Raw genomic sequence first — 13,019 nt, forward strand, 5'->3', positions numbered from 1 at the left:
GCCGCGGGGGAATATCATCCCGTCAGGCAGGACCATGTGCGGCGGAACCGTTGACTCTTGGAGGGATGTGTCATGGGCAGGCGTCTTTGTTTCACCCTTTCTCTCGCGGCGTTGGTGTTTGGATGCTGTGTTGCGCCGCCCGCGCGGGCGCAGCTGACCGACAGCGACCTGGAGGCGCTGCGCGCCGAGGGCACCGCGCAGGGCTGGACCTTTGAGATCCGGCGGACCACCGCGTCCACCCTCCCGGAGGAGGCGCTGTCCGGGCTCCGCCTGCCGCCGCCCGATGATCCCCACTGGAAGAACGCCCCCGCCATGCCCGCGCCTGCGGACAAGGCCGATCCGCCGTCCTCCTGGGACTGGCGCGCCCTGGGCGGGGTGACTTCCGCCAAGGACCAGGGGTCCTGCGGGAGCTGCTGGGCCTTCTCCACCATGGGCGTGGTCGAGAGCGCCATCCTCCGCGCCGACGGCGTGGTCGTGGACCTGTCGGAGCAGCACCTGCTGAGCTGCAACACGTCCAACTGGGGCTGTTCCGGCGCGACCTGGGGATACTCCTGGCTGATTGACCAGCCGGACACCTGCGGCCGCGTGGGTGCGGTGCTGGAGACAGACTACCCCTACAGCGCCGCGCGGTCAGAGTGCCTGTGCGACGCGCCGCGGCAGTACCGCGTCCGGGAATGGGGCTACGTCAACGGGCTGCGCCCCTCGGTGGACGACATCAAGCAGGCGCTCATGCTCCACGGCCCCCTCGGCATCTCCATCTACACCAACGCGCCCTTCAGCGCCTACGGCGGCGGCGTCTACAACGCCTGCGACCCCGAAGCCACCATGTTCGACATAGACCACGCCATCATGATCGTGGGCTGGGACGACGCGCTGGGCGACGGCGGTGCCTGGATCATCAAGAACTCCTGGGGCGGGGACTGGGGGGAGAACGGCTTCGGCTATGTGGCCTACGGCTGCAACCTGGTCGGCTTCGCCGCCAACTACGTCGTCTATGACGGGCTTGATGCCCGCCTGTCCGTCTCCCCCGCCACGGGCACCCACCTTTCCGGACCCGCCGGCGGCCCCTACACCCCCGACGCGGCCTCCTACACCGTGACCAACAACGGCGCCGCTGCGGTGAACTGGCAGGTGACCGTCCCCGCGTGGATCTCCGCGGCGCCCGCGAACGGCGCGCTTTCCCCCGGCGGGTCGGTGCAGGTGACCGTCACCGTCAACCCGGCCGGCGTGCCGGCCACCGGCGGCCTGTTCACCGGGGACCTCGTCTTCGCCCTGCCGTCCCTGGCGGTGGAGGAGCGGCGGCAGGTGTCCCTGTCCCTGCCCAAAGAGGTGCTCTACAGTTTCCCGCTGGACACGGACCCCGGATGGGGCGTCACGGGCAGCTGGGCCTTCGGCGCGCCGCTGGGGTTTTCCGGAGGCAACGGCGCGGACCCCGCCGCCGCCTTCACGGGCGACAACGTCTACGGCTACAACCTCGCGGGCTACTACGAGAACAGCATGACGGCGCGCTACCTGACCACGGCCGCCCTGGACTTCACGGGCCGTCAGGACATTGAGCTGCGCTTCATGCGCTGGCTGGGCGTGGAGTCCTCCCGCTACGACCACGCGCAGATTCAGATGAGCGTGGACGGGGGGGCCTGGGTTCCCGTCTGGGACCATGAGGGTGGAAACCTCGCCGAGTCCGCGTGGACCGAGCGGGTGGTGGCGCTGCCGGCCTCGGCCGCCAACAAGGCCTCCGTGCGCGTGCGCTGGGTCATGGGGCCCACGGACGGCTCGTACGTCTACGCGGGCTGGAATCTGGACGATATCGAGTTCCGGGGCAACCCGTACACCCCCTCCGGGGATCCGCAGCCCTGCGACATAGACTCCCTGCCGGCGCTCTTCCAGACCCTTCTCATGATCGGTGACACGGACAACGACCAGATGCTCGCCCAGGCGGAGATCGTGGTCTATGTCCCCGAGGCCGCCGCGTTCTGGCACATGTTCGACCCGAACGCGGACGGCAAGGTGGACTATGACGAGTTCGTCACCAACGCGCTGATCGCGGAGGTGCTTCCGGAGCTCGACACCGACGGGGACAACGCGCTCACCCAGCAGGAGATCAGCGCCCTCACGGACATCATCACCCCCGGTCTCTTCGCCCTGGTGGACGCGGACAACAGCGGCGGCATTGACTGCGGCGACCTGGGCCTCGTGCCCCCCGCGCCCTGCGAGGACTGCGCCGCCCCGTCCCCCGGTGTCTACGAGGCGGGGCAGGACGCCTGTCTGATGGTCCCCGGCACCTTCACGGAAGACGCCGCGTTCCTCTGGCACAAAGAGGGCATCGGCGAGCTGCTCGAGGGCCGTTGGACCGGTGTCCACTGCAAGAGTCTGCGAATCCCCAACCTTCAGGTCGAGGACGCCGGCACCTATTATTGCCACTATACCGACGGCGCGGGCAAGGGCATCCCCGACGTCTACACCATTACCATCCGTGTCGCGGAGGACCTCCCCGCCTCGTCGGCGGCAACGCTTGCCCTGGCGGTCTTGCTGGCGGCGGCGTGTGGGGCGCGGTGCCTGGGATGGAAGAGGAAATCTCCCCCCGCAGTCGCCGGATAACAGACGGTCCCCGCGTCCGCACTTGCGCGGAAAGCAGTGCCTCCACGGGTGGGCTTCTCGGCGTTTCCCCGGGGCGGCAGGGGCCATTCCCGCCGGGCCGTTGCTTGCTTCGCCCGGGCGGGCGCAGAAGCCATCCCTCGCTTGTCACTTCGCCCGGACGGCGCCCTTCTTGGGCGTGCCCGCCGCAGCGTGGTATACTTCGCACGCCGTTTAATGAGGCGCATTTCGCGGAATTATTCGCATGAACTCCAGCAAACAGCGGTTTCCGGTGTGGATTCGCCGGGCGTGGCCGTCCGGCCGGGCCCACGAGGAGGTCAGGTCCCTTCTCAGCGACCTCAATCTGCACACCGTCTGCCAGAGCGCGCACTGCCCCAACCAGGGGGAGTGCTGGGCGCGCCGCACCGCCACGTTCCTGATTCTGGGGAACGTCTGCACGCGCCACTGCGCCTTCTGCGGGGTCCATTCCGGCGCGCCGCTACCCGTGGACCCGGATGAGCCGGAGAACATCGCGGAGGCGGTGGCCCGGCTGGGCGTCCGACACACAGTCATCACCTCGGTCACGCGGGACGACCTGCCGGACGGCGGCGCGGCGCATTTCGCGCGCGTGATCCGCGCGGTCCGCGCCCGGACGCCGGGGGTCACCGTGGAGGCGCTGACGCCGGATTTCGGGGCGGACCCCGAGGCCCTGGGCCTCGTGGCGGGGGCGGCCCCGGAAATCCACAGCCACAATATCGAGACCGTGCGGCGGCTGCATCCCGCGCTGCGGGACGCCCGCTACCGCTACGACACCTCCCTCGAAACCCTGCGCGCCGCACGGCGGCTCATGCCGGAGGCGGTGGTGAAGTCCGGGTTCATGCTGGGCTGCGGCGAGACGGAGGACGAGGCGCTGGAGACGCTTGCCGACCTGCGCGGGGCGGGCTGCGACGCCGTGGCCGTGGGCCAGTACCTGCGCCCGCGGACGGAGAACGCCCCCGTGGCGGAGTTCGCGCCGCCGGAGCGCTTTGAAAGGCTGCGGGCGGCGGCGCTGGACCTGGGGTTCGCCTTTGCCGTGGCCGGACCCTTCGTGAGAAGCTCGTACCATTCGGAGGACGCGCTGCGCGCGCGGTCCTGTGGGGAGGACTGAGGCATGCCGAAGACTCTTGAGGTGGCCCTGCCCAGCCTGGGCGACGACGGGGACGCGGTTTCCGCCGCCGTGGTGTCCATGTGGCTGGTGGGGATCGGCGCCACCCTGCGCGCGGGCGATGACCTGCTGGAGGTGAACACGGACAAGGCGGCCTTTGTGGTGCCGTGCCCGGCGGACGGGGTGCTGTGCGAGATGCGCGTGCGGCCGGACGACGAGGTCCGGCCCGGCGACGTGCTGGCCGTGCTGGAAATCGCGGACTGAAACACAACAGTGAAGGAATCACACATGCCGATCGGAGTGGGCGTCATCGGGGCGGGCACCGTGGGCGGCGGGGTCATTGACATTCTGCTGGCGAACACCGGGGTGATCCGGGACAAGACCGGGGCCGAAGTGGCGCTGAAGCATGTTGCGGAACTGCGCCAGGAGCTGCTGTCCGACTTCGACCTGTCGGGGGTCCAGGTGAGCCCGGACGCGGCGGACCTCATCGCGGACCCGGAGGTCCAGGTGGTCTGCGAGCTGATCGGCGGTGTCAAGGCCGCGCGCACGCTCATCCTCCAGGCGCTGGAGGCGGGCAAGCATGTGGTCACGGCGAACAAGATGCTGCTGGCCATGCACGGTCGCGAGCTGGCCGAAGCCGCCGCGCGCAACGGCGTGGAGCTGCGCTACGAGGCGGCCGTCGCGGGGACCATCCCCATTATCAAGGCCCTCCGCGAGGGGCTGGTGGCGAACCACATCCACGCGGTCTACGGCATTCTGAACGGCACCTGCAACTACATCCTCAGCCGGATGACCTATGAGGGAAAGGAGTTTGGCGAGGTCCTGAAGCAGGCCCAGGCGCTGGGCTTCGCCGAGACCCCGCCGGACCTCGACGTGGAGGGCCACGACACGGCCCACAAGTGCCAGATCCTCGCCTCGCTTTGCCACAGCACGCATGTCCCCCTGGAGCGCGTCTACGTCGAGGGCATCACCCGGATCACCCACCTCGACGTCGCCTACGCCCGCGAGATGGGCTGCGTCATCAAGCTGCTCGCCGTGGTCCGCCGCATCGAGGGCGAGATCGAGGCCCGGGTCCACCCCATGCTCGTGCCCGAGACGCACCTGCTGGCCGCCGTGCGCAACGAGTTCAACGCGGTCTACGTGGAGAGCGACTGCGCCGACGCGACCCTGTACTACGGGCGCGGCGCGGGCCGGCTCCCCACCGCCAGCGCCGTGGTCTCCGACATCGTGGACATCGCCGTCCGCGGCGGCGCCGCCGCCCGCGCGCCGTTCCAGTACACCCACGAGATTCCCGTGCGCGACATCGGCCTGCTGGAGGGGCGGTACTATCTGCGCCTGACCACCCGCGACCACCCCGGCGTGCTGGGAAGGGTCTGCACGGTCCTCGGCACCCACGGGGTGAGCATCGCCTCGTGCATCCAGAAGGACACCGCGCCGGGCGAGCCGGTGCATGTCGTCCTGATGACCCATGAAAGCGTTGAGTCGAGTGTGGCGGCCGCGGTCGCCGAAATTGACGGCCTGGAGTTCATCGAGGCCCCCACGCAGCTTATCCGGGCGCTCTAAAGGCGCCGGAAACCGAAGTGACGGAATGAAGTTCGTCCTGTACAACATCCGCTACGGCACCGGCACGGGCATCCGCTACCACCTGCCCGTTCCCTTCTCGGGCTACTTCCGGCCCACGCGGCGGAACCTGTCGCGGATTGTGGAGTTCCTCCGCCGCGAGGCCCCGGACATTGTCGGGCTGGTCGAGGTGGACGAGGGGTCCTACCGCTCGCGCAACCTGAACCAGGCGGAGCACATCGCGCGGGAGCTGGGCTACAGCCACGTCTACGAGTCCAAGTACGGCCGTCACTCGCTGGTCCGCCAGATGCCCGTGCTGCGCCGCCAGGGCAACGCCTTCATCACCAACCAGGCCATTGAGGCGCAGAAGTTCCACTTTTTCGAGCACGGCATGAAGCGGCTGGTGATCGAGCTGGAGCTGGAGACCTTCTCCCTGTTCCTGGTCCACCTGTCCCTGGCCTACCGCCACCGGCAGTACCAGCTCTCGGACCTCCACGGACTCTTCGCCAAGGTCACCAAGCCGATCCTCGTGGCGGGGGACTTCAACGCCTTCTGGGGCGACCGGGAGCTGCGGCTGTTCATGGCCGCCGCCGGACTGGTCAACCCGAACACCCAGGGCACCCCCACCTTCCCGAGCCTCGCCCCGAAGCGCCAGCTGGACTTTATCCTGCACAGCCCCGAAATCCAGATTACCGGCTTCCGCGTGCCCGGCATCCACCTGTCGGACCACATGCCTCTTGTCTGCGAGTTCATCCCGCCCGTCCCCGGCACCCGCCGCCGGGTGGACCCCGGGGCCGCCCTGCTCCTCCCGCCCAGCCCCGACGGCGGCGGGGAGCATCACGTTGCCTGAATGCGCCGCCAGGCGCTGAGTCCGGAACATGGAGGGTTTCCCGATGCCGTGCGCGTTTCTCCCGGCTTTGTTTGTCCTGCTCGCCGCGTCTGGCCCGGGGGCGGAACCGCCCCCGCGCGGCGTCCCGACACCCGGCCAGCTCGCCTGGCATGCCATGGAGCAGCAGATGTTCCTGTGTCTCGATCCCTGCACCTGGCAGGGCCGGGAGTATGACGACCACTCCACGCCGCTGTCGGAGATCAACCCCGCGGCCCTCGACACGGAGCAGTGGTGCGAGGCGGCCAAATCCTTCGGCGCGAAGCAGATTCTTTTTGTCGCCAAGCACACCGGCGGCTTCTGCTGGTGGCCCACGCAGACCACGGAGTACTGCGTCCGCAACATCCCCTGGAAAGACGGGAAGGGCGACGTCCTCGGCGAGCTCGCCGGGAGCTGCCGCCGCCACGGCCTGAAACTGGGTGTCTACATCTACCCCGGCGACGACCAGTGGGGCGCGGGCATCGGCAGCGGCGGAAAAACCGCCGACCCCGCCAAACAGGCCGAGTACAACGAGGTGCTCCGCCGCCAGTGGACGGAGGTCCTCACGAACTACGGCGAGATATCCGAGCTGTGGTTTGACGGGAGCTGCGTCGTGGACCTGTCCGATGTTCTCAAAACGCACGCCCCAAACGCGATGGTCTTCCAGGGCCCCCACGCCACCCTGCGCTGGCCGGGAAACGAGGCGGGGGTCTGCCCCGACCCCGCCTGGCAGTCTGTCCGCAGCGCGGACGCCGACTCCGGCGTGGCCACGGGCACCCTGTCGGACCCCGACGGCGAAACGTGGCTGCCCATGGAGATGGACACCCCACTGCTGGACCACAAATGGTTCTGGGGGCCGGACACGGATCCCATGCTGAAGTCCGTGGACAAGCTCATGGACATCTACTGCCAGTCCGTGGGGCGCGGCGGCGTGCTGCTGCTGAACGCCACGCCGGACACGACGGGTCGGATTCCAGAGTCGCACATGCGGCGCTATCGGGATTTCGGCAAGGCCATTCAGGCGCTTTACGCGGGAAAGGCCGGGGAGACGGCGGGGATCGGGACCGAACTGGTCCTGCGTCTGGAGAAGCCCGCCGAGATCACCCATGTGGTGATCCGGGAGAACATTGAAAAGGGGCATGTCGTCCGCGCGTTCACCGTGGAGGGGCTGTCGGACGGCAAATGGCAGCGGCTGGCGGGGGCGCAGTCGCTCGGCTACAAACGGATCGAGCGGTTCGCGCCCGCAACGGTCGAGGCCCTGCGTCTGCGCGTGACGGAGGCGGCGGACACTCCGGAGATTCTCCAGTTCGCCGCATACGGGGGCGGGGTCGCTTCTGAGACGCCGGACGCCCCGTCGGAAACCGGGTGGGCCCCCGTTCCGGGATTCGGAGACTTGTCCCCCACGGACCAGTGGCAGACGGTGGAGGCGGACCTCAGCTTCGTGATCCCCCGGCCCGGGGAATACCGCCTGGAAATCGTCCGCACCTCGGGCGGCGGCAGTCTGGAGACGGAGGGGGCCACCCTGCTGATCGCCGGGGTGGAGGCCCCCCGGCTGATCACGCCGGGAACCCAACCGAACGCCTGGATCCTCCGGCGCACCGACCAGGTGACGGATGATGAGAAAGGGAAGACGGCGTTCCGGCTTCGCGTGCGGCGCATCGGCGGCGAATGGACCGGGGAAGTGCGAATCCGCCCGGGGACGGACGTCGGCCTCTGAAACGTTCGGGCGGGGGACCCGCAAGGCCCCCCGCCCGCGGTTTCAGGGCTCAGTGCTCGTGCTCGTCATGGCCGCCGTGGGTGGCCTCGTGGATGACGAGTCCGCCGCCGTTCACCGGGAAGGCGTTCCCCGTGTTCGGCTCCGTCTGCATGGGGTTAAACCGCAGAAACTCCACATGGCCGTCCATGTAGAGCACGTTGCACCCCCCGGGCACATGGTTGAAATGGCCCGCCTCGTGGCCGAGGCTGTCCCACATCACCGCCAGGGTGGACTGCGCCTGGGCCGCCCCGCCCGGATTGTTGATGTCCGTGATGAGGAAGCGCTCAATGCCCTCGCGCAGGCGGTACACCGTGTCCGGCGTGCCGGGAAGTAGCGGCGCGGGAAGCCGCCAGTCCTCATGCGCTGCGGCAGGATTCGCCTCCAGCCGGTGGATGAGCCCGTCCGGCTCCTCCAGCAGGGCGACATGGAAGGCCTCGATGGCCTCGGCGCGGCCGAGGAGCCCCGCGTCCAGCGCCCAGCCGAAGTAGATGTACGGGTGGTCGTAGACCTCGCAGGGCTCCACACGGCCGTTCCCGGCCAGCGGCAGGTGTCCCTCCCCGCGCGCGTGCTCCCATGCCGTCGAGGGGTTGTTGCCCTCGTCCCACAGATCCTCCGGCGCGCCGGCGAAAGAGGCGCTCGGGCACACCAGCACGTTGAAGTCCGACAAATACTCCGGGTACACCGCCGTCATGTCGGGAACGGCGGCCATCCCCTCGGTGGGTGTGCCGTCGCAGTTGGTGGATTTTACGGCGGGGAAGGCCCCCTGCGCCTCCCCGGCGTACATCTTGAAGGTCAGGCCGAGCTGTTTCAGGTTGTTCTGGCACGATGCCCGCCGCGCGGACTCGCGCGCCCGCGCCAGCGCGGGCAGCAGGATCGCCGCCAATATGCCGATGATCGCGATGACCACCAGCAGTTCGATCAGGGTAAACCCCCGAATGCTTCTTTTCATGAATGAAAACTCCTTTGGTATGAACTGAAAAAACGAGAATGACGTTCACGGCCCAGGCAGGGCACCGTCCCCTCCGCCGTCACCCCCGCGAAAGCGGGGGCCCATGCCTTAACCTTGAGGCAAGTCCGTTGACCCGGTATGGATTCCCGCGTTCGCGGGAATGACGAAAAAAAAGGACGGCCAGTGCGCCCGTCAGACGGCGCAGGCGGGCGGGGCGCGGGTGGGACGGTGGCGCGGCAGGAGGAAGTCCGGCACCGTCTCGGAAAGGCAGGGGATGACGGGGGCCGCCCACCGCACGCGCGGAAGGACCAGGGCCGCCGTCACAAGGAAGGTGTTCACCAGCAGGACGAAGAAGGGACAATGCTCCTCGTCGTCGCCGCAGCAGGGGGAATGGTGGTGGAATGCGTGAACCCAGACCGTCATGCCCCCCCAGCACAGCGCCACGGCCAAACACAGCCCCAGCCGCCAAAGGGGGGAGTGCCCGCTGCCGCGCGTCTGGAACATCCACCGGTTCACGGTTCTTTTCCTTATTGATAACATTTTATCATCAAGAGACGCGGTTGTCAAGGACAGAAGGGTGCGCGGACCGGGCGAAGCGTTCCCGCCCGCCCGCTTGGATTTCGGCACTATTCGCCGATTTGGCCGCCCGGGCATTGCCCCCCGTCCCTTTGGTATACTGGCGCGGGTGCCGTCCCCCGGGGACAGCAACCGCCATCCAGAACCAGTCCAACACACCAGGAGGAACCGTTCGATGAGTCTGAGAATCGTGATGCTGGGCGCGCCCGGCGCGGGAAAAGGGACGCAGGCCATCCGCCTTGCGGAGAAGCTCGGCAGCCTGCACATCTCCACCGGGGACATTTTCCGGAAGAACCTGCGCGAGGGCACCCCGCTGGGCAAGCAGGTGCAGGGCTATCTGGACAGCGGCGCGCTGGTGCCGGACTCGCTGACCTGCGACATCGTGGCGGACCGCCTGGCGCAGCCGGACTGCGAAAAGGGCTACATCCTGGACGGGTTCCCCCGCTCCATCCCGCAGGCCGAGATGCTCAAGGCCTTCCTGGAGAAGCGCGGCGAGAAGATTGACGTGGCGATCAACGTGGACGTGCCGGACGAGGAGATCGTCGCCCGGCTCAGCTCGCGCCGCAGCGACCCGGAGACGGGCGCGGTGTACAACCTTCTGTTCAGCCCGCCGCCGGCCGACATCGCCCCGCGGCTGATTCAGCGCGAGGACGACAAGCCGGAGACGGTCCAGTACCGTCTGAAGACCTACCACGAGACGACCGAGCCGATCATCGCGTGGTACGGGAAAGAGGGCGTGCTGCGCACGGTCGAGAGCTCCAAGGCGGGCCCGGACGAGGTCTACGCGCGCGTCGTCGCCGTGGTTGAGTCGCTCTGATCCGCCTTTTCCGCGCCCCGGACGGTTCCGCCGCCCGGGGCGCGTCTTCTTTCGCGCGGTGCGCGCGGACGGATCGTGCTACACTGGAGGCGGGAGAACCCGGGCATGGAAACCGAAAAACTGGTCAAGCTGCTCATCGGGCTGGGCGTGGTCCTGGCGGCCCTGCCCTTCGCCCTGAAGCTCATGCCGAAGCCGATGACCTTCGAGCGCGTGCAGGCGGGCCTCACGAAGGCGGGGCTTCCCGTGGAGTCCTTTGAGATGACCACGCCGTCCAACGAGTCCGCGGCCACGGCGGGTGCGCGGATCGGCGGCGCGGGCGTGACCATCTACCAGTACGACGACGAGGGCAAGATCGCCCGGTACACGGAGTACCAGAAGACGGACCCGGGCACGGCCATTGTGGCGCAGTGGAACCTGGCGGAGTCGCTCGGGGCCGCCAAACCCAAACAGACCCCCACGCGGTACGCGCGGCGCGGCATGTTCCTCATCGTGGCGATGGGGGAGGATGTGGCGCTGCTGGAACGCATCATCGCCGCGTTCAAGGCGGCCTGACCCCCCGAACGAAAGGAAGACACCCCATGACACACCGCGCGGCGATTTTTCTCCTTCTGTGCGCGCTGGCGGGCGCGGCGGCCGCGGCCCCCTCCGGCGCGTACTGGGTCCACATCGGCACCTCCACCGGAAAAGACGGCGGCGGCATCCACCTGCTCCGGCTGGACACCGCCGAGGGCACCCTTGCCCTGCACGGGCTGGCCTGCGAGACGCGCAACCCCGGGTTCCAGGCCCTGCACCCGTCCAAGCCCGTGATGTACTCCGTGGAGGACGACCAGACGGGCGGCGTGGTGGTGGCCTATGCGCTCGACCCCGCCACCGGCAAACTGACGGAGATCAACCGCCAGTCCACGGTGGGCGCCGGGCCGTGCCATGTGTCCGTGACGCCGAAGGGCGACCGGGTGCTGGCGGCAAATTACAGCGGCGGCAGCGTGGTCTCGTTTCCGGCGGGGGAGGACGGCGCGCTGGGCAAGGCCTGCGGCTTCATGCAGCACATGGGGTCCAGCATCAATCCCAAGCGTCAGGAGGGGCCGCATGCGCACTCGATCTTCCCGTCGCCGGACGGCGTGTTCGCCCTGGTGCCGGACCTCGGGCTGGACAAGGTGATGATCTACCGGATTGACGCCGCCTCGGGGCGGCTGCTGCCGAACGAGCCGGCCTTCGGGCAGACCGACCCGGGCGCGGGCCCGCGCCACATGAAGTTTTCCCCGGACGGGAAGTTCGCCTACGTGCTCAACGAGCTGGCCAACACCGTGGCGGTGTTTTCATGGGACGCCAAGGCGGGGCGGCTTGACCCCGTGCAGACGATCAGCACCCTTCCCGAGGGGTATGACAAGGAAAGCACCTCGGCCGAAATCCGCATCCACCCCAACGGCAGGCACGTGTACACGTCCAACCGGGGTCATGACAGCATCGCGGTGTTCGATGTGGACGCGGCGACGGGCAGACTCACCGCGAGGGGCCAGGTGCCGACAAGCGGCAAGACGCCCCGCAACTTCGCGCTGGACCCCACGGGCGCCTTCCTGCTGGCGGCGAACCAGGCGTCAGGCACGGTGGTGCTGTTCCGGGTGGACCCGGAGACGGGCATGCCCGCCGCCACCTCCGAGGTGGCCGTCGTGCCGGTGGCCGTGTGTGTGACCTTCTCCCCCGCACCGTGACGCGGGGCCGCCGCGTCAGCTCAGTTCATCAAGGTCGGAACAGTGCGCGCGCCAGAACGACGCGCCGCAGTCCACGCAGACCCAGTTGGGGTCGTCCACATCCATGATGTCCTTGCCGCGGACGGCCTCGCCCCGTTCGAGACGGGCGAAATCCCCCATTTCGGGAACCCCGTAGAGCACGTCGTGGACGCGCCCCCCGCCGCAGGCGGAACACCGCCGTGGCCTCGCCATGTAGTGCGTCTTGCGCCCCTGCTCAGTCATGGCACCCCCTATCCCGTCAAGTTAGCAGTCCGGCGATCCTCAGCATGAAATCGCCCACTTTCGCCCCGTATTCCGGCGACCCCTCGCTCACCACGAGCCCGCGGGCCATGGCCTGGAGGGAGTCCACCTCGTTGTTCAGCACCGGTATCGCGCCCTCGACCCCCGCGAAGCGCATGTGGATGAAGGGCTTGCGCCGCGTGTACACGCCGCGCCCCGCCTTGGTCTTGCCCGCCTTGACCCGCAGGTGGCACGCGATGTCCGTGCCGTCCACGGACCACTGGTAGATGCGGTCCGGCTGCTTCGCGGTCCACTTGTTCATCTCGGCGTCGCCCGCCTTGTTCAATTGGCTGAGGGCCGTCGAGATCATGTACAGGGTCATCTTGACCTTGAGCCGCGCCTTGACGGGGTCCTTTGGCGACGCGGTGGGCATGAGCAGTTTCAGGCCCAGCATCAGCTTCACCGTGTTGACCACGAGTCCGAAACGCCCGAAGGCGCCCTTCATCAGGGGCCCCAGGGCGGGTACTACGGGCTTGCCCGCGAAAAACGCGTTCATCTTTGCGACACTGGAGAAGGCGAAGGTCACGTCCGCGTCCGGCACGATCTCCTGGGCCACGGTGAAGGTGCCCCTGTCAAAGCACAGGCAGGCGCCCACCCGCCCGGCGGGGTCGTCGGCGACAAACTGGACCCTGCCGACGGTGTCCTGGAAGGCGGCGGCGGTCTTGGGGGCGTCCTCGATCATGACCTTGATGACGGGCAGGACGGCGCGGCAGACGATCCTGGCGGTGAGCAGTTCCTCGCTGGTGGCCAT

At 68.4% G+C, this 13,019-nt stretch carries 13 protein-coding genes; 9 read left to right on the forward strand and 4 right to left on the reverse strand.

Annotated features, from left to right (window positions below; all coding sequences use genetic code 11):
• The first annotated feature begins 72 nt into the window (after nt 1–72).
• The 6 genes from GXY15_06250 to GXY15_06275 all read left to right on the forward strand — a co-directional run bounded on the left by GXY15_06250 (nt 73) and on the right by GXY15_06275 (nt 7,860).
• Nucleotides 73–2,598: a hypothetical protein gene (locus GXY15_06250; protein ID NLV40813.1), complete on the forward strand. Its 2,526-nt coding sequence runs from the start codon at nt 73–75 to the stop codon at nt 2,596–2,598.
• A gap of 241 nt (nt 2,599–2,839) precedes the next feature.
• Nucleotides 2,840–3,721: a lipoyl synthase gene (gene lipA, locus GXY15_06255; protein ID NLV40814.1), complete on the forward strand. Its 882-nt coding sequence runs from the start codon at nt 2,840–2,842 to the stop codon at nt 3,719–3,721.
• A 3-nt stretch (nt 3,722–3,724) separates the two neighbouring features.
• Nucleotides 3,725–3,982 carry a hypothetical protein gene (locus tag GXY15_06260; protein NLV40815.1) on the forward strand — a complete coding sequence of 86 codons (258 nt, stop codon included), beginning with the start codon at nt 3,725–3,727 and terminating at the stop codon, nt 3,980–3,982.
• Nucleotides 3,983–4,006: 24 nt separating this feature from the next.
• On the forward strand, nt 4,007–5,281 hold the full coding sequence (locus GXY15_06265) for a homoserine dehydrogenase (GenBank protein ID NLV40816.1): 1,275 nt from the start codon (nt 4,007–4,009) through the stop codon (nt 5,279–5,281).
• Between the two features lie 25 nt (nt 5,282–5,306).
• The gene (locus GXY15_06270; GenBank protein ID NLV40817.1) at nt 5,307–6,128 is read left to right on the forward strand and encodes an endonuclease; all 822 of its coding nucleotides are present in this window, start codon (nt 5,307–5,309) and stop codon (nt 6,126–6,128) included.
• A 43-nt stretch (nt 6,129–6,171) separates the two neighbouring features.
• The gene (locus tag GXY15_06275; GenBank protein NLV40818.1) at nt 6,172–7,860 is read left to right on the forward strand and encodes an alpha-L-fucosidase; all 1,689 of its coding nucleotides are present in this window, start codon (nt 6,172–6,174) and stop codon (nt 7,858–7,860) included.
• Between the two features lie 49 nt (nt 7,861–7,909).
• On the opposite strand, the gene GXY15_06280 is transcribed toward GXY15_06275, so the two are convergent.
• Together GXY15_06280 and GXY15_06285 are read right to left on the reverse strand one after the other, a co-directional pair.
• Nucleotides 7,910–8,848, reverse strand: coding sequence for a DUF1559 domain-containing protein (locus GXY15_06280; GenBank protein NLV40819.1), 939 nt, complete (start codon nt 8,846–8,848; stop codon nt 7,910–7,912).
• Nucleotides 8,849–9,040: 192 nt separating this feature from the next.
• Nucleotides 9,041–9,364, reverse strand: coding sequence for a hypothetical protein (locus tag GXY15_06285; protein NLV40820.1), 324 nt, complete (start codon nt 9,362–9,364; stop codon nt 9,041–9,043).
• A gap of 241 nt (nt 9,365–9,605) precedes the next feature.
• Between GXY15_06285 and GXY15_06290 the strand changes: the two genes are divergently transcribed.
• The 3 genes from GXY15_06290 (at nt 9,606) to GXY15_06300 (ending at nt 11,950) form a co-directional block, all read left to right on the forward strand.
• Entirely contained in the window at nt 9,606–10,241 is a 636-nt protein-coding gene (locus GXY15_06290; GenBank protein ID NLV40821.1) for an adenylate kinase, read from the forward strand.
• A 105-nt stretch (nt 10,242–10,346) separates the two neighbouring features.
• A complete protein-coding gene (locus GXY15_06295) occupies nt 10,347–10,793 on the forward strand; it encodes a hypothetical protein (GenBank protein NLV40822.1) in 447 nt (148 codons plus the stop codon).
• A gap of 26 nt (nt 10,794–10,819) precedes the next feature.
• The gene (locus tag GXY15_06300) at nt 10,820–11,950 is read left to right on the forward strand and encodes a lactonase family protein (protein NLV40823.1); all 1,131 of its coding nucleotides are present in this window, start codon (nt 10,820–10,822) and stop codon (nt 11,948–11,950) included.
• A gap of 15 nt (nt 11,951–11,965) precedes the next feature.
• On the opposite strand, the gene GXY15_06305 is transcribed toward GXY15_06300, so the two are convergent.
• Nucleotides 11,966–12,211: a hypothetical protein gene (locus GXY15_06305; protein NLV40824.1), complete on the reverse strand. Its 246-nt coding sequence runs from the start codon at nt 12,209–12,211 to the stop codon at nt 11,966–11,968.
• Nucleotides 12,212–12,227: 16 nt separating this feature from the next.
• A complete protein-coding gene (locus GXY15_06310; protein ID NLV40825.1) occupies nt 12,228–13,019 on the reverse strand; it encodes a hypothetical protein in 792 nt (263 codons plus the stop codon).

It is taken from the genome of Candidatus Hydrogenedentota bacterium (assembly GCA_012730045.1).
Lineage (GTDB): Bacteria > Hydrogenedentota > Hydrogenedentia > Hydrogenedentales > CAITNO01 > JAAYBR01.